This window comes from Dactylosporangium sp. CA-152071 (assembly GCF_050936335.1).
Classification (GTDB): domain Bacteria; phylum Actinomycetota; class Actinomycetes; order Mycobacteriales; family Micromonosporaceae; genus Dactylosporangium; species Dactylosporangium maewongense.
Window position 1 is genome coordinate 3,074,471 of record NZ_JBNJMZ010000001.1, and the last position, 16,294, is coordinate 3,090,764.

The 16,294-nt window shown below is 70.8% G+C and carries 11 protein-coding genes and 5 tRNA genes; 6 read left to right on the forward strand and 10 right to left on the reverse strand.

Annotated elements, in window-relative coordinates; all coding sequences use genetic code 11:
* Positions 1 to 3: 3 nt before the first annotated feature.
* A complete protein-coding gene (locus tag ACQEVZ_RS13605) occupies positions 4 to 948 on the reverse strand; it encodes a DMT family transporter (protein WP_433366080.1) in 945 nt (314 codons plus the stop codon).
* Here ACQEVZ_RS13605 and ACQEVZ_RS13610 point away from each other — a divergent pair.
* On the forward strand, positions 947 to 2,335 hold the full coding sequence (locus ACQEVZ_RS13610; RefSeq protein WP_433366083.1) for a PLP-dependent aminotransferase family protein: 1,389 nt from the start codon (positions 947 to 949) through the stop codon (positions 2,333 to 2,335). The genes ACQEVZ_RS13605 and ACQEVZ_RS13610 overlap by 2 nt on opposite strands.
* A gap of 25 nt (positions 2,336 to 2,360) precedes the next feature.
* On the opposite strand, the gene ACQEVZ_RS13615 is transcribed toward ACQEVZ_RS13610, so the two are convergent.
* Positions 2,361 to 6,641 carry a discoidin domain-containing protein gene (locus tag ACQEVZ_RS13615; RefSeq protein WP_433366086.1) on the reverse strand — a complete coding sequence of 1,427 codons (4,281 nt, stop codon included), beginning with the start codon at positions 6,639 to 6,641 and terminating at the stop codon, positions 2,361 to 2,363.
* 504 nt (positions 6,642 to 7,145) lie between these two features.
* On the opposite strand from ACQEVZ_RS13615, the gene ACQEVZ_RS13620 reads away from it, so the two are divergent.
* Positions 7,146 to 8,423 carry an ROK family protein gene (locus ACQEVZ_RS13620; protein ID WP_433366089.1) on the forward strand — a complete coding sequence of 426 codons (1,278 nt, stop codon included), beginning with the start codon at positions 7,146 to 7,148 and terminating at the stop codon, positions 8,421 to 8,423.
* Here the strand turns inward: ACQEVZ_RS13620 and ACQEVZ_RS13625 are convergent.
* The gene (locus ACQEVZ_RS13625) at positions 8,401 to 9,480 is read right to left on the reverse strand and encodes a cytochrome P450 (protein WP_433366092.1); all 1,080 of its coding nucleotides are present in this window, start codon (positions 9,478 to 9,480) and stop codon (positions 8,401 to 8,403) included. The genes ACQEVZ_RS13620 and ACQEVZ_RS13625 overlap by 23 nt on opposite strands.
* A gap of 82 nt (positions 9,481 to 9,562) precedes the next feature.
* Between ACQEVZ_RS13625 and ACQEVZ_RS13630 the strand changes: the two genes are divergently transcribed.
* Both ACQEVZ_RS13630 and ACQEVZ_RS13635 read left to right on the forward strand, forming a co-directional pair.
* Positions 9,563 to 10,189 (forward strand): alpha-ketoglutarate-dependent dioxygenase AlkB, encoded by a 627-nt coding sequence (locus tag ACQEVZ_RS13630; RefSeq protein WP_344502800.1) that lies wholly within the window; start codon positions 9,563 to 9,565, stop codon positions 10,187 to 10,189.
* A gap of 97 nt (positions 10,190 to 10,286) precedes the next feature.
* The gene (locus ACQEVZ_RS13635; protein WP_344502455.1) at positions 10,287 to 10,652 is read left to right on the forward strand and encodes an STAS domain-containing protein; all 366 of its coding nucleotides are present in this window, start codon (positions 10,287 to 10,289) and stop codon (positions 10,650 to 10,652) included.
* Positions 10,653 to 11,098: 446 nt separating this feature from the next.
* On the opposite strand, the gene ACQEVZ_RS13640 is transcribed toward ACQEVZ_RS13635, so the two are convergent.
* From ACQEVZ_RS13640 to ACQEVZ_RS13670, 7 genes are all read right to left on the reverse strand, one after another.
* Positions 11,099 to 11,170, reverse strand: a tRNA-Val gene (locus ACQEVZ_RS13640).
* Positions 11,171 to 11,258: 88 nt separating this feature from the next.
* Positions 11,259 to 11,333 (reverse strand) — tRNA-Asp (locus ACQEVZ_RS13645).
* Between the two features lie 57 nt (positions 11,334 to 11,390).
* A tRNA-Gln gene (locus tag ACQEVZ_RS13650) sits at positions 11,391 to 11,461 on the reverse strand.
* Positions 11,462 to 11,472: 11 nt separating this feature from the next.
* A tRNA-Pro gene (locus ACQEVZ_RS13655) sits at positions 11,473 to 11,545 on the reverse strand.
* 40 nt (positions 11,546 to 11,585) lie between these two features.
* A tRNA-Trp gene (locus ACQEVZ_RS13660) sits at positions 11,586 to 11,658 on the reverse strand.
* A gap of 256 nt (positions 11,659 to 11,914) precedes the next feature.
* The gene (gene murQ, locus ACQEVZ_RS13665) at positions 11,915 to 12,814 is read right to left on the reverse strand and encodes an N-acetylmuramic acid 6-phosphate etherase (RefSeq protein ID WP_433366096.1); all 900 of its coding nucleotides are present in this window, start codon (positions 12,812 to 12,814) and stop codon (positions 11,915 to 11,917) included.
* The gene (locus ACQEVZ_RS13670; protein ID WP_344502457.1) at positions 12,811 to 13,725 is read right to left on the reverse strand and encodes a MurR/RpiR family transcriptional regulator; all 915 of its coding nucleotides are present in this window, start codon (positions 13,723 to 13,725) and stop codon (positions 12,811 to 12,813) included. The genes murQ and ACQEVZ_RS13670 overlap by 4 nt, the downstream gene beginning before the upstream one ends.
* Before the next feature lie 53 nt (positions 13,726 to 13,778).
* On the opposite strand from ACQEVZ_RS13670, the gene ACQEVZ_RS13675 reads away from it, so the two are divergent.
* On the forward strand, positions 13,779 to 14,774 hold the full coding sequence (locus ACQEVZ_RS13675; protein WP_433366099.1) for an N-acetylglucosamine kinase: 996 nt from the start codon (positions 13,779 to 13,781) through the stop codon (positions 14,772 to 14,774).
* A 105-nt stretch (positions 14,775 to 14,879) separates the two neighbouring features.
* Complete coding sequence (ngcE, locus tag ACQEVZ_RS13680; protein WP_344502459.1) at positions 14,880 to 16,292, forward strand: N-acetylglucosamine/diacetylchitobiose ABC transporter substrate-binding protein; 1,413 nt, start codon at positions 14,880 to 14,882, stop codon at positions 16,290 to 16,292.
* Positions 16,293 to 16,294 lie beyond the last annotated feature (2 nt).

Consider the following 16,294-nt stretch of genomic DNA (forward strand, 5'->3'; position numbering starts at 1 on the left):
GGCTCAGCGAAGATCAGTCGCGTAGCGGCCAATGTCGTCAACCCGCCTCTGGGAGCCGGCGCGCAGCCGCTGCGTGAGGGCGACGCACACCAGCACCACCACCGCGGCGGCGACCGCGCCCGGCGGCACGGCCTCATGCAGCAGCAGCGCCGACCACGCGAGCGTCAGCACCGGCTGCGACAGCTGCAGCTGGCCGATCTTCGCGACCCCGCCCCGGGCGAGCCCCGAGTACCAGGCGAAGAAGCCCAGGAACATCGAGATCACGGTGAGGTACGCGAAGCCGGCCCAGGCGCCCGCGGACGCGTGCGGCGGCTGCCGCCAGGCCGAGACCGCGGTCACGGCGACCGTGCATGGCAGCGACAGCACGAGCGCCCAGCAGATCGTGCGGGCGCCGCCGAGGTCGCGGGCGAGGGCGCCGCCCTCGGCGTAGCCGAGCCCGCACAGGGTGACGGCGGCGAGGAGGAACAGGTCGGCGGGGCCGACCGAGCCGCGCACCGCGCCGCTGGCGACGAGGAACACGAGCACGGCGGCCAGCCCGGCGCCGCCGGCGACCCAGAACGCGGGCGTGGGACGTTCGCCGCTGCGGAGGACGGCGAAGCCGGCGGTGATCGCGGACAGGAGGGCGATGACCACGGCGCCGTGCGAGGCGGTGCTGGTGACCAGGGCGAGGGACGTGAAGAGCGGGAACCCGACGACGACCCCGAGCGCGACCACGGCGAGCCGCCGCCACTGCGCGGCGGTGGGGCGTGGCGCGCGGGTGACAGCCAGGTACGCCAGGGCCAGGAGCCCGGCGCCGACGGCCCGGCCGAACGCGACGAACCACGGGTCGAGATCGCCGACGGCGACCCTGGTGGCGGGCAGCGACATGCTGAACGACAGAACGCCCAGCAGCCCCAGGATCACGCCCGTTACCGTCCCGGCGGGAGTAACGATACTCTTGTCTCTCATGAATGACGATAACGCAGCCATCCGCGTTATCCAAGATCTCCGGGTGCAGGCGGCCGCGCAGGCCCCGGGGTCGCGGCTGCCGACGGTGCGCGAGCTCAGCGCCCGTCACCAGGCGTCGCCGGTGACCGTGACCCGGGCGATCCGCGCGCTGACCGCCGAGGGCGTCCTGGACGCGCAGCCGGGCCGCGGCACGTTCGTCGCGCGCCGCCCGCGCGCCGCGCAGGAGCAGGACCTCGGCTGGCAGTCGATCGCGCTCGGCGCCCGGCCGCCCGGCGAGGACGCGATGCAGGCGCTGCTGGCCGTGCCGCGCCCCGGCATGATCCCGCTGTCCAGCGGCTACCTCGACGCGGACCTGCAGCCGGTGGCGGCGCTCGGCGCGGCCCTCGCCCGGGCGGCCCGGCAGCCGGCGGCGTGGCAGCGCGGGCCGGTCGAGGGCCGGGAGGACCTGCGGGCCTGGTTCGCCCGGACGGCCGGCGGCGAGCTGCGGGCCGACGACATGAACATCTGCCCCGGCGGGCAGTCGGCGCTGTCGACCGCGTTCCGCGCGCTGTGCGCGCCCGGCGACCCGATCCTGGTGGAGGCGCCGACGTATCTCGGTGCGCTCGCCGCCGCGCGGGCCGCCGGGCTGCGGGTCGTGCCGGTGCCGGCCGACGCCGAGGGCGTGCGCCCCGACCTGCTCGAGGCCGCCTTCCGGCGCACGGGCGCGCGGCTCTTCTACTGCCAGCCGCTGTACGCGAACCCGCACGGCGCCACCCTCGCGGCGGACCGCCGCCCGGACGTGATGGCGGCGGTCCGCCGGGCCGGCGCGTTCCTGCTGGAGGACGACTACGCCCGGGACCTCGCGATCGACGGCGACCCGCCGCGCCCACTCGTCGCCGACGACCCGCACGGGCACGTGGTGTACCTGCGGTCGCTGACGAAGTCCGCGGCGCCCGGGCTGCGGGTGGCGGCGATCGGTGCCCGCGGGGCGGCCGGCGCGCGGCTGCGGGCGGCGCGGGTCCTCGACGACTTCTTCGTCGCCGGCCCGCTGCAGCAGGCGGCCCTGGACCTGGTGACGTCGCCGGCGTGGCCGCGGCACCTGAAGGCGCTGCGCACGGAGCTGCGGGCGAGGCGCGAAGCGCTGACGGAGGCCCTCGCGGTGCACGTACCGACGCTGCGGACGCCCCTCGTGCCGGCCGGTGGCCTGCACGTCTGGGCACGGCTCCCGCAGGGCATGGACGACGTGGCGGTCACCAACGAGGCGGCGGCCCGGCAGGTGGTGGTGTTCCCCGGGCGGCCGTGGTTCGCGGCCGAGCCCGACGGCGCCTACCTGCGGCTGACGTTCGCCGCGGCGCCGCCGGACCAGCTGCGGGAAGGTGTCCGGAGACTGCAAGGGGCCGTCGGATGAACCGACGGCCCCTTGGTGGAACCAGTTACGGGTTGATGGTGATGACGAGCAGGGTCGGGTTCAGGTTCCTGACGTTGATGTAGTTGTTCGTCAGCGTCAGGTTGTTGAACGTGACCGCGCCCCGGGCGGGACCCTGGCCGGCCTCCGGCAGCTCGTTCGCCCAGATCGCGTAGCCGGACTTCGCGTCGAACGCGTCACCGGAGCGCTGGGCGCCGGAGATCGACACGTTCGTGAAGATGGTGTCCGTGATCGGGTTCTGCGGGGAGCTGCCGACGTAGTTCGTCTGGAACATGATGCCGGAGTAGGTCGGGTCGATGATGTCCACGTCGTTGACCCGGATGCCCTGGAACACCTTGGATGCGGAGAACACCCAGATGGCTCCGAAGACCTGGCTGCCCCAGAAGTGGCCGCCGGCGCGGACGATGGAGATGTTCGAGAATTGGGTGGGCGGGCTCGCACCGAAGCCGTTCATCGGGTAGCCGAAGTCGAGCGAGCTGATGGTGATGCCGCTGTAGACCAGGGTGTCCGCGATGTAGATGTTCCGGAACGTGTTCGCGTACCCGCCGTAGACCGCGAGCCCGGCGGCACGCCAGGTCAGGGTCGTGGACAGGTTCTCGTAGACGTTGTCCTTCTCGTCCGAGCCACCCGCGTCGATCGCGGAGAACAGCGCGAAGGCGTCGTCACCGGTCGAGCGGGCGTCGTTGTTGGTCACCAGGTTGTTCGTGCTGCCGTTGGTCATGTTGATGCCGTCGGCGAAGGTGTCCCGGATCCGCGAGTTCTTGATCGTCACGAAGTCCGTGTTGGCACCCCAGTACATGCAGACCATGTGCTCGGTCCAGATGTTGTCGATCGTCATGTTGGCCACGTTGGACCAGTCGAAGACCTTGCCGGGACCGTCGTTGCGGATGATGTAGTTACCGAAGTACGCGAAGCCGGAGAACGTCGAACCGTTGGCGGTCGAGTCGGCCCGGAAGCCCACGTCGGTGTTGTCCTGGGTGGACGGTGCGTAGAACCGGGTGAACCACGGGCCGGCGCCGATGACCTTGATCGCCTTGCCGTAGACCTGGAACTTGCTGGCCGTCTGGTAGTCACCGGGCGGCAGGTAGACACCGAGCGCGGTGGTGCTCTGCCGGGCCTGGCTCAGGGCGTTGTCCACGTCCTGGTGGGTGAAGCCGGCCGGGACGATGTACTTCGTCGGGTCCGGGTTCGGGATGACCGTGGCCTGCTCGAGGTTGATGAAGTCGACCGCGATCGGGCCCGAGTTGGCGGCGTCCTTCTGCAGCTTGATCGTGGCACCGGCCGCGACCGTGGTGCCGAGCAGGACGTTCGCCTCGTCGTAGATGTGGCGCGGGCCGGTGCCGGAGTTCTGCGGCGCCGTCTCGTTGCCGTACAGCCAGGCGTACTTCGACGTCAGGGCGATGTTCTTCAGGTACGTGCCGTTGACGTAGATGTTGAGCGTGGTGTTGGTGTTGTCCGGGATCGAGAACCGCACGACCAGGGTGTTGGTCTGCGCCTTGGTGGTCCACTGGACGTAGTTGCCGGTGCTGTTCAGGTTGACCGCCCGGCGGCCCGAGGCCTCGCCGGCGATGTCGCCGACGGTGCGGTTCGGGCCGACGACGGTCGCGCCGCCGCCGACGGTGCCGTCCTCGGCCTCGTACATGTCGTACGGCATGTTCGCGCCGCGGCCGACGAAGAACGAGGTGGTGGAGGTGTTGTTGGCCTGCTTGACCGACAGCTCGTTGGTGTCCGCGGCGATCACCGTGGTCACCGTGTACTTGCCGTTCGCCGCGGTCCACGTGCCCAGGTTGACCGGGGCGGTGGTGGCGCCGGCGTTGATGACGCCGGTGTAGGAGCCGGTCAGCGTCTTGACGGTCGCGCCGCTGGTGGCGTCCTTGATGGTCACCGTAATGCCGTGGGCGCCGCCGGCGGAGGCCTGGGTGCCCTGGTTCTTGATGGCGACGGTGAACGTGACGGTGTTGCCGGCCGACGGGTTGCTCGGCGACCAGCCCGACGGCGACGCGAGCAGGTCGGACGTCTGCACGGGCGCGACGGTGAACGCCGACCCGGTGAACGTGTTGTTCGTGTCGTCCTGCTCGACGACCGTGTTGCTCTCGTCGACCTTCGCGATCGGCGTGTAGGAGCCCGCGTCGCGGGCGCCGATGCTGGCCGTCACGTTGGTGCTGGCACCGGCGGCGAGGGCGCCGACGTTGGCCGTGCCGACGAGCGTGGTGCCGAAGTAGAACTTGACGTTCGTCGCCGCGGAGCCGGCCGTGCCCTGGTTCTTCACCGTGGCCGTGAGGCTGACCGCGTCGGTCTCGATCGGGTTCGCCGGCGAGCTGGAGATGGCGGTGACGACCAGGTCCGGGTTCGGCGCCGCGACGCCGAAGACCTGGAACTCGGCGATCTGCCCGCTCGGGGCGCCGGTGTTGGAGTTGATCTTCAGCTGAACGTCCGCGACACGGGCGGTCAGCGTGATGTCGACGCTGTTGCCCGACGCCGGGTCGAAGCGGTAGTCGCGGGCCGGCACCAGGCTGGTGAGCCCGGACGCGCTCTGCTCACGGCCGAGGACCTCGATGTTCTGGGTCCGGGCGCCCCACGCGGTGCTGGGGTCGAGCTTCAGCGTGATCTTGCTGATGTCGGCGTTCGCACCCAGGTTGGACGTCAGGGTGGCCGGGAAGCCGCCCGCACCCTCCCAGTAGGTGGTCACGCTGTTGTCGACGGCGTTGGCCGGGACGAACGTGAAGACCGAACCGTTGGCCGTGACCGGCTTGTTCACCGACAGGTTGGTGCCGGTCGGCGGGTTGCCGGTGCCGGTGCGGGTGACGGTGTTGCTGGCGGCGGAGTTGTTGCCGGCGCCGTCGACCGCCTTCACCTGGTAGGACACCGTCGCCGTGTCGGGCTGGTTGTCGGTGTACGTGAGGACCGTGCCGGCCACGTTCGCCCGGTAGGAGCCGTTGGCGTAGATGTCGTAGCGGGCGATCGAGCCGCTGTTGTCCGTCGACGCGCCCCAGGTCAGCTTGATCTGGCCGCTGGCCGGCTGGGTGTACGCGAGGTTGGTCGGCGCGGTCGGCGCCTGCGTGTCGACCACGGTGCCGGTACGGGTGACCGTGTTGCTCTGCGCCGACTGGTTGCCGGCCGCGTCCCGCGCCTTCACGAAGTACTGCACGGTGGCGGTGTCGGGCTGCGTGTCGGTGTAGGTCAGGACGGTGCCCGCGACGCTGGTGCGCAGCGCGCCGTTGGCGTAGACGTCGTAGCCCGCGATCGAGCCGCTGTTGTCGGTGGAGGCGGACCAGGTCAGCTTGATCTGGCCGCTGGCCGGCTGGGTGTACGCGAGGTTCGACGGCGCGGTCGGCGCCTGCGTGTCACCGGTGGACGGCCCGTACACCTCGAGCTCGGACAGCTGCGCGGCGGTCCAGCCCGTGTTCGCCGAGATGCTCACCCGGATGTAGCGGGTGGTCAGCTGGGTGAACGGGATGGTCACCGTGTTGCCGGTGCCCTGGTTGAACTCGTACGCCGCGGAGCCGAGGATGTTGGTGAACGTGCTGCCGGTGGTGCTGCCCTGCAGGGTCAGCGTCTGGGTGCGGGTGCCCCAGTTGGTGGGCAGCTTGAGCACGACGGAGCTGACCGGCACGGCCGAGCCGAGGTCGACCTGCACCCACTGCGGCAGCGCGCCGGTGCTCTCCCAGTAGGACGCCTGGTTGCCGTCGCCGGCGTTGGCGGCCGTGTACTGGCCGTTGGTGCTGCTGGAGGAGAACGTCTTGCCGGCGGCGAGGTTGGTGCTCGACGACGCGACGCCGTAGATCTCGAACTCGGAGATCTGCGCGGCCGGCCAGCCGGTGTTGGCGGTGAGGTTCAGCCGCACGTAGCGCGCGTTCGACGCCGTGAAGTCGATGGTGACGGTGTTCTGCTGCGCGGGGTTGAAGCTGTACCCGACGGAGCCGACGATCGTGCTGAACGAGGTGCCGTCCTGGCTGCCGGTCACCGACAGCGTCTGCGTCCGCGTCGCCCAGGCGGTGTCGTTGGGCAGCTTCAGCTTGATCTGGTCGATGTTCTTCGCGCTGCCCAGGTCGATCTGCGCCCACTGCGGGAAGGCGTTGTTGGCGCTCTCCCAGTAGGAGGCCTGGTTGCCGTCGTTGATGTTGCCGATGCCGTTGGCGCCGTTCGTGCTGCTCGACGTGGCGGGTCGGCCGCTGGCGAGGTTGGTTCCACCGGCGGCCTGCGCCGGCAGCATGTGAGCCGTAACCGCGACCAGGGCTGCCACGGCGAACGCCGAGAGCACCCTTCGCGTCACGTGCCTCTTACTCATCGCGATCCTTCGTTCAGGGGTGTGGTGCGGTGCGGGGAGTTGGCGGCTCCGCGAGGGACGTTGTGGATCCCTCGTGCAGTGGCGGTGCGGTCTTCAGTCAACGGCGGCTGACCCGGTCTTCGGACCGGGTGTGTGGTGGGGCGCGAACGGGCACAGCGGTGCCTCCGGAGACGGGGGATGCGCGGTGGACCTGTTGGCGGACGGGTCACGGCGCGACTCTGACGGCGTCTTGTTGGAATCTTGCATCGGGTTGGCCCAAATGTTGCAGACATGCTACCGATAAGTCAACGGGTGTCACTGGAATCGGCAAGCGCGCGGTTCTGTGGCATCCCGTGGGGTTCCCACGTTGGATCGTGGGCACCTCGACACACGGCCTGAACGGAGTTTCGAAACGTTCTGGATTCGTTGCCCGCAGGTCTGGTGTTGCCGGGATGTTTCGTGGTTGATTCGTCGGACTGACCGACGAATGAGCTGCGTCGATGGTGTTTGGATGGGGGTCGTTCGATGGCTAGCAAGGAGCGGGCCGGCGCCGGTTCCGTCGACGAGCCCACGGACCAACTCGCCCTGCGCCGCGCCAATCTGAGCCGGACCCTGCGGCACATCCGCATCAACGGACCGCGGTCCCGGGCCGCGATCGCCGCCGCAACCGGCTTGCACAAGGCGACCGTGTCGAGCCTCGTCGACGAGCTGCTGAGCCGGCGGCTCGTGCGCGAGATCGGCACCGAGCACTCCGGCAGCGCCGGGCGCCCCGGCCGCGGCATCGCCCTCTCCCCCGACGTCGGCGCCGTCGGCATCGAGATCAACGTCGACTACCTCGCGGTGCACGGCAGCGACCTCACCGGGCGCACCGTCATCGAGAAGCGGGTCAGCTTCGACGCCAAGGGCCGCGACGTGGAGCGCTGCCTCGACGACCTGACCCAGGCCGCCCAGCGGACCCTGGCGGAGCTGGTCCGCCGCGGCGTGACCCCGGTCGGGCTCACCGTCGCCGTGCCCGGCCTCGTCGACGTGGGCCGCGGCGTGGTCGTGCTCGCCCCCAACCTCGGCTGGCGCGACGTCCCGGTCGCCACCCGCCTCGCGCACGGCCTCGACCCGGACCTCTGGATCATGGTCGACAACGACGCCAACCTGGCCGCGCAGGCCGAATACACGTGGGGGGTCGCCGCCGGCACCGACGACCTCGTCTACCTCACCGGAGAGGTGGGCGTCGGCGGCGGCGTCATCGTCAACGGCCGGCTGCTGCGCGGCGCCGACGGCTTCTCCGGCGAGGTCGGCCACCTGCCGGTCGAGCCGGGCGGGTCGAAGTGCGGCTGCGGTCGCACCGGCTGCTGGGAGACCAAGGTCGGCCTCGCCGAGCTGGTCCGCCGCGCCACCCCGGACGTCGCCTACGGCCTGGAGCAGGGGCCCATCCCGGACCCCGAGGAGCGGGTCGCCGAGGTGCTGCGGCGGCTCGCGCGCGGGGACAAGGCGGTGGCGGCGGCGGTCGCGGAGGTCGGGCACTGGCTCGGGCACGGCGGCGCGATCCTGGTCAACCTCTTCAACCCGCGGGTGATCGTGCTCGGCGGCTACTTCGCGGAGCTCGCCGACCACCTGATCCCGTCCGCGCAGGCGAACCTGGCCCAGATGGCGGTCGCCAGCACGGCGGCGCGCTGCCACTTCGTCGCGTCGCACCTGGGCTTCACGGCGGCCGCCCGCGGCGGGGCCGGGGTGATCGTCGAGCGGATGATCGAGGATCCGACGGCCGTGTCGCTGGCGCCCGCGCCTACCCTTGCGGTCGCACGGTGATCATGAAGTCCCTGAGCTCGTAGCTCGAGATGTCCGGCTTCTTCGTGACCCGCGGCGGTTTGAGCATGGTGAGCCGCGGCTGCGCGAAGAGCTTGCTGAGGAAGATGTCGGCCTCCTGGACGGCCACGTAGGCGCCCGGGCACTTGTGCGGGCCGTCGCCGAAGGACAGCCCCGGACCTTCGTCCACGCGTTCCAGGTTCGCGGTGCTGACGTCGATGTCGACCAGCCTGCCGTGCGGGATGTCCCCCACGGGGCTGGTCGTGCGCCGCTTGAGGTTGCCCACGACGGGCTCCAGCCGCAGCAGCTCGTGCAGCAGCGCCACCCTCGTGGTGTCGTCGCCGCCGGTGTACCGGTCGCGAAGGGCGTCGTCGGTGAACAGATGCCAGGCGACGACGTTGACGAACTCGCGGGTGGTGACCATGCCGGCCGCGGCGAAGGTCAGGCACTCGCCGAGGATCTCGCCGTCGCGGCAGCCCTCGTCGATCAGGTGCGAGATCAGGTCGTCCCTGCGCTGCCGGCGCCTGACCTTGACCGCCGGCCGCACGTCGGCGAGGTAGATGCCGAGGAACTGGATGTTCTGCTTGAACACCCAGTAGATGCCGTTGAGGCTGGTGAACCCGGGCTTGCCGAACTTCTCCGGGAAGAACCGGTCGAGCCGCCGGTCCAGGCCGGGACGGCTCTCCGTCAGGCCGATCACCGCGCACACGACCTCGATCGCCATGCGGAAGCTCAGCTTGGCGAGGTCGGCCGTCCCCTGCTGCCGGAGCGTCTCGATCTGCTGGTCCGCCGCCCGCTCCATGAGGTCGCGGTAGTGCTCGTCGACCCGCCGCGGGGTGAAGTACCGCGCGGTCTGCCTGCGGTGCTCCCGGTGCTCCTCGCCGTCGCGGTACAGCACCGGGCGGCGGATGCTCGGCGGCAGCTTCTCGACCGTCTCCACGCCGAGGCCCGCCTGGACCGTGTCCGTGCTGCGCAGCACCGCCCGGGCCCGCGCATACCCCGTCACCCGGACGGCGCCGGCGTCGGGTTCGTAGCTGCGATCGATCTTCCGGCTACTCATGGTGACCCATACGATACGGGTTCGCGGGGTTCGCGTGTTGCTCGTACGTCTGTACGAATGCGGGTGTAGCATTGATCGCATGATGGACGTCGCGTACCAGCCTTCGATGCTGGACACGGTCATGCCCGCGGTGGGGCCACTCACCGGCGGCATGGTGCGCCACGAGCTCAGCCGCGGCGCCTGGGTCGACCACCTTCCGGGCTGGGTCCTCGGCTCCGACGCGGTCCTGTCGACGCTGCTGCACGAGGTGGACTGGCGCGCCGAGCGGCGCAAGATGTATGACGGCGTCGTCGACGTCCCGCGCCTCCTGCGGTGGTATGGCGAGCGCGACGAGCTGCCGCACCCACTGCTCACCGAGGCCCGCCGCGACCTGACCCGGCACTATGTCGAGGAGCTCGGCGAGCCCTTCGTCACCGCCGGCATGTGCCTCTACCGCGACGGCCGCGACAGCGTCGCCTGGCACGGCGACACCATCGGCCGCGGCGCCCGCTTCGACACGATGGTCGCGATCGTCTCCTTCGGCTCGCCCCGCACTCTCCTGCTGCGCCCCCGCGGCGGCGGCGACAGCATCCGCTTCCCGCTCGGCCACGGCGACCTGATCGTCATGGGCGGCTCCTGCCAGCGCACCTGGGAGCACGCGATCCCCAAGACCGCCCGCCCCGTCGGCCCCCGCGTCAGCGTCCAGTTCCGCCCCACCGGCGTCGCCTGACCGAGGCTTTCTCGCCGGATTCGATCTTTCGATGGATGCGGGAGCGGCGCGCATCCCGTATCGTGAGAGCGGCTCTGATTGTGAGAAGGTGAGCCAGATGAACGAGGTCGATCGTTTCGCGGTATTCCCGGAGTTGCACATCACGGTCGACCCGATGCCCAACCAGGCGCTCCGCGTCAGGGTTGCGGGCGAGGTCACCATGGAGAACGTCGCCCAGCTGCGCACCATCCTCCACCGCGCCATCGACGACGTCCACGCCACCGCCGTCGAGGTCGACCTGAGCCTCGTGTCCTTCATCGACTCGACCGGCATCGGCAAGCTGGTCGCCGCCCGCGCCCACGCCCGCGGCAACCACAGCGACCTGTACATCGTCCACCCCAGCCCCGGCGTCCGCCGCGTGCTCAGCCTGCTGGGCCTCCTGGAGATCCTGAGCGCCCCCGACACCACAGGCACCGCCGCCTGACGGCGTCCCGCCTCCTTTGAAAGATCGGCGTTGCCCGGATTGAAGCTGGGCGTCCGTCGCTGTGGAGTGGCAGGCCGCGACCGGAGTGATGGTGCGGACGTTGCCGGCGCCGGGAGGCCGTTGACGGTGCGCCCGGCCGGCCCGCGCACAGCCACGCCTGCCTCGTCTTCATCGATCATCGGGCCGTCCGCACCTGCCGCGATGAAGGGCAGACCTCGGTTCACGGCAAGGATGCCGGCGGGCAGGGTCGTGGGTCCCGGTGTCGATCCGGGCACACCGCCCTTATGAGGGGCGGCCGGACAGCCAGCGTCCGTACCCACGGTGGGTCCACAGTGGACGGCATTCGAAGGGCGATCGTCGGGAGTCGAACCCGAACCACCAGGGCCACGACCTGGAGTGCACAGCCGGTACACCACGAACGCCATGGAAATGTGGAACCGCTTGCGTACCCGCGGAGGGATTCGAACCCCCAACAGTCTGCTTGTAGGGCAGATGCTCTTCCGTTGAGCTACACGGGCCTGAAACGCGTGGACCGACTCGGGATCGAACCGAGCAGGCGAGGATTGCAAATCGACGCTGCACACCAGTGCTCAGCCCATAGAATTGCGCCCCGTACCGGATTCGAACCGGCGATTTCCGCATTGACAGGGCGGCGTCCACTCCTGACTGGACCGACAGGGCTTGCGTACCCGGCGCGACGCCTCTTCCGTTGGGCTGTCCGGGCATGTCGTACGAACGCTGGGAGCGGAGGATTCGAACCCCCACAGCGAGGACCAAAACCTCGTGGCCTGCCGTTAGCCGAGCTCCCAAAAACGCAGAGTCGGGAGCCGGGGAATCGAACCCCGCGCTTCCTGGTCCCAAACCAGGTCCGGTCACCAAGCCGGTCGCTCCCGAAGCGAATGCCATCCACTGTGGAGTTGTCAAAGCACAACGCAGGGGCGACAGGATTCGAACCTGCAGCCGTCGGTTTTGGAGACCGGTGCTCAACCAGTTGAGCTACGCCCCTATGAGAAAAAGAAAACCGCCCGGTCCCTGGAGGGGGCGGGCGGTGGGGAGGCTGAAGAATCTAGCCTCGGCACCATCCCGCGGTGTGCGGCATGTCGGCCCAGTGCGCGACGGGGGCCATGGGCAGCGCGGCAGCGCGCGCCGGCGCTTGCGGTGCGGTCCAGTGGCTCATCATCGTGACTCCCGGGATCTGTCGTTGTTGACATGGACAACGATAGGCGCGCGCCGACGCGCTGCCAATCGATTAAAAAGGCGGATTACAGCGCGTCCAGGGCACGGTGGACGATGCCGCCGGCGGCGCGCAGGGCGCGGCGGGCCGAGTCGACGTCGACGCGGGCGAGCAGGGTCACCAGTGCCACCTTGGCCTCGTCGCCGGCGGCGGTGAGCGCGGCCTGGCAGGCGTCGGCGGGCAGACCGGTGGCCTGGACCAGCATGCGGACCTGCCGCACCCGCAGCTTGGCGTTGCTGGCGACCATGTCGGTCATGAGGTTGCTGTACGTGCGGCCGAGGCGCACCATCACGGCGGTCGACAGCGCGTTGAGGACGAGCTTCTGCGCGGTGCCGGCCTTCATGCGGGTGGAGCCGGTGACGACCTCGGGGCCGGTGTCGACGGCGAGGTGGATGTCGGCGTACTCGGCGAGGGCGGCGTTGGGGTTGGCGGAGAGCAGGACGGTGCGCGCGCCGCGGTCGCGGGCGGCCCGCAGCGCGCCGCCGACGAACGGGGTGCCGCCGCTGGCGGTGACGCCGAGCGCGACGTCGCCGGCCGTGAGCACGCCGCCGGCGGTCGAGAAGCCGGTCTCCGCGTCGTCCTCGGCCGCCTCGACCGCGTCGGTGAGGGCACGGGTGCCGCCGGCGAGGTGGGCGACCACGTGGCCGGGCTCCACACCGTACGTGGGGCGCAGCTCCGTCGCGTCGAGGACGGCCATCCGGCCGGACGTGCCGGCGCCGAAGTAGTGCAGCCGGTGCCCGGAGCGCAGCGCGTCGACGCAGTCGTCGACGGCCTCGGCGAGGTCGGGGAGCACGGCGGCGACCGCGGCGGCGACGGTCGCGTCCTCGGCGTTGATCAGCTCGAGGATCCGCAGGGTGGGCAGCTGGTCGATCTGGTGGGACCGCGCGTTGCGTTCCTCCGTCGGGGCGATCGGCGGCGAGACGGTCACCAGGGTCCCCGCTCCGGTCGCACCCGGCGGCTGCGGACCGCTTCTCGGGTTTTCTCCACGGCCGCCTTCGTCTGTGCGTACGTCTTCTGCGCGACGCCGACGAACACGCAGTCGACGACGGTGAGCTGCGCGAGCCGGCTCGCCATCGCCCCGGACCGGAACGTGGTCTCGCGGGCCGCGGTGGTGAGGGTCAGGTCGGCGATGCGGGTGATCGGCGACTTGGGGAAGTTGGTGAGCGCGACGGTCGTGGCGCCGCGCCGGCCGGCCTCGCCGAAGGCCTCGATGGTGTCGACGGTCGTGCCGGTGTGGGAGATCCCGATGGCCACGTCGCGCTCGTCGAGCAGTGCCGCGCTGGTGAGCGCCAGATGCAGGTCCGACCAGGTGTAGGCGACGAGCCCGACGCGGTGCAGCTTCATCTGGAAGTCGCGGGCGACGAACGCGCTGGCGCCGACGCCGTAGATGTCGACCCGGCGGGCGGCGGCGACCGCGTCGATGACCCGCTGCAGGATCTCCAGGTCGAGCTGGGCGGCGGTGTCCTCGACGGCGCGGGCGTCGGCGAACGCGATCGTCTTGACGACGGTGGCGAGGTCGTCGGTCTGGCTGATGTCGCTGCCGGGCGCCTCGCCCGGGGCTCCGTCGTCCTGCGCCCGCCCCGCCTCCGCCGCGAGCCGCAGCCGCAGCTCCGGATAGCCGGAGAAGCCGATCGCGCGGCAGAACCGGATGACGGTCGTCTCCGACGTCTCGGCCCGCTTCGACAGCTCCGTGATGGTCAACTGGGCGGCGGTGGCGGATTCGTCGGCGACGATCCGTCCGACTCGCTGCTCCGCCGGGGAAAGCGAGGGCAGCAGCCCCCGGATCTTCACCGCGGTGGACGTGGCGCCGCCCTCGGCGGACTGCCGGCTCACCTTCATGTGGGAAAGTTTCCGTTCTCACGCGCTTTTCGTCAATGCAGTACGGTGTTCCGGTGCGAGCACCCCTGGTAGTCGGCGTGGACGCGGGCGCCACCAGCACCCGTTGCGTCGTCGCCACCCTCGACGGCGAGGTCCTCGGCCGTGGTCGCGCGGCCGGCGCCAACCGGAACTCCAGCGGAGGCCGCCCGGCGCAGGCCCTGGAGCAGGCACTCCGCCAGGCACTCAACGGTATCGACCCGGCCGCGGTGGCGTCCGGGGTGGTCGGCGCGGCCGGCGCCGCGGCCGCCGGGCGGGCCGACGCCCGGGAGGCGGCCGAGGAGGCCTGGCGGGCGGCCGGCGCGGCCGGGACGCTCCACAGCGTCACGGACCTCGAGGTCGCGTTCGCCGCCGGCACCCCGGACCGCGACGGCCTGCTGCTGCTGTGCGGCACCGGCGCCGCGGCGGTGGCGTTCCGCGACGGCACGCCGTACAGGCGCTGCGACGGTTACGGATGGCTGCTCGGCGACGAGGGGTCGGCGGTGTGGCAGGGCCGCCAGGCGCTGCGGGCGGTGCTGCGCGCCCTGGACGGCCGCGGCCCCGCGACCAGGCTCACCGGACCCGTGACGGTGGCCCTCGGGGCGGACGCCGCCGCGGACCCTGAGGAGCACGCGCAGGCGTTGATCAGGGTGGCGTACCGGCAGCCGCCCGCCGCGCTCGGTCTCCTGGCGCCCCTCGTCGGGCGGGCCGCGCTGGACGACGACGCGGTCGCGTGCGAGGTCGTGTACGAGGCCGCCGGGCACCTGCTGCACGCCCTCGACACGGCCGCCGGCGCACCCGGGGAGCGGGCGCGGCCGGTCGTGCTCGCGGGCTCCGTGCTGCTCACCGAGGGCCCGGTCGCGAACCTGGTACGGGAAGGGGTCCGGCTGCGGTTCCGGGTCGAGCCCGCCGAGGCCCGCGACGGCGCAGCCGGCGCGGCCGCCCTCGCGATCGCCGCCCTCACCGGGGCGCCGGTGGCTCCCGCCGTACACACGCGGCTGACGGCACCGGGCAACGATTTCGTCAATATTTGAGCCGAACCCCTGGCAGGAACCTTCCTACTCTTGAAACTTCCGTTGGAAACCTTCATTCTCGATCCAACGAGCGCCCCCTCGACCCCCAACGAAGGAGCACGACGGATGAACACGCTGACCCGCAGGGGCGTCCTGCAGACTGCGGCCACAGCCGGTCTGCTGGCCACCGCCCCGGCCGCGCTGAGCGCCTGTGCCACGAGCGATGGCGGCGGGGACTCCAAGGCCGCCCAGGGTGACAAGAGCAACGTCAACCCGCTCGGCGTGAAGGAGGACGCCCCGCTCGAGGTCGTCATCTTCAACGGCGGCTTCGGCGAGGACTACGCCAAGGCCCACGAGGCCATGTACAAGGAGAAATACCCGAAGGCGGAGATCAAGCACTCCGCCACCCAGGAGATCGGCAAGACGCTGCAGCCGCGGTTCGTCGACGGCAGCCCGCCCGACATGATCAACAACTCCGGCGCCGCCCAGATCGACTTCAACGGGCTCGTCTCGCAGAACGCGCTCACCGACCTCGCCCCGCTGCTCGACGCGCCGAGCCTCGACATCGCCGGCAAGAAGGTCCGCGACACGCTGCTGCCGGGCGCGCTGCTGCCGGGCACCTACAACGGCAAGGTGTTCGCGCTCAACTACGCCTACACCGCCTACGGCATCTGGTACGACGAGAAGCTCCTCGCCGACAAGGGCTGGCAGTACCCGAAGACGTGGGACGAGATGATCGCCCTCTGCAAGACCATCAAGGCGGCCGGCATCGCGCCGTGGACGTACCAGGGCAAGCACCCGCGGTACATGAGCTGGCCCATCCTGTCCGCGGCGGCGAAGCTGGCCGGCCCGGAGGTCCTGCTCGCCATCGACAACCTCGAGCCCAACGCGTGGAAGCACGAGGCGATCAAGACCGCCGCCGACGCGTACTCGCAGCTCGCCCGCGACGGCTTCATCCTGCCGGGCTCCGAGGGCCTGGACCACATCCAGTCGCAGACCGAGTGGTCGAAGGGCAACGCCGTCTTCATCTCCTGCGGCTCGTGGCTGGAGAGCGAGCAGAAGAAGGTCACGCCGCCCGCGTTCAAGATGGCGATCGCGCCGACGCCGAGCCTGAGCAGCGGCGACAAGCTGCCGTTCGAGGCGCTGCGGGGGACCGCCGGCGAGCCGTACATCGTGCCCGCGAAGGCCAAGAACGCCAACGGCGGCATGGAGCTGATGCGCATCATGCTGTCGAAGAAGGGCGCCGCGGACTTCACCCGCAAGACCTCGAGCCTGACCTGCGTCGCGGGCGCCGAGGAGGGCGTCGAGCTGCCGCCCGGCCTCACCAGCGTCACGAAGGCGCTCAAGGCGTCCGGCGACAAGGGCTTCAACTGGGTGTACAACTCCTTCTACCGCAAGCTGGAGCGCAACCTCGTCGACGCGGCCTGCGGCGACCTGTTCACCAATCGGATCAACGCCCAGCAGTTCGTGGAGGCGTGCCAGAAGGGCGCCGACGAGATCGCCAAGGACACCTCGATCACGAAGTACAAGCGGAGCTGACC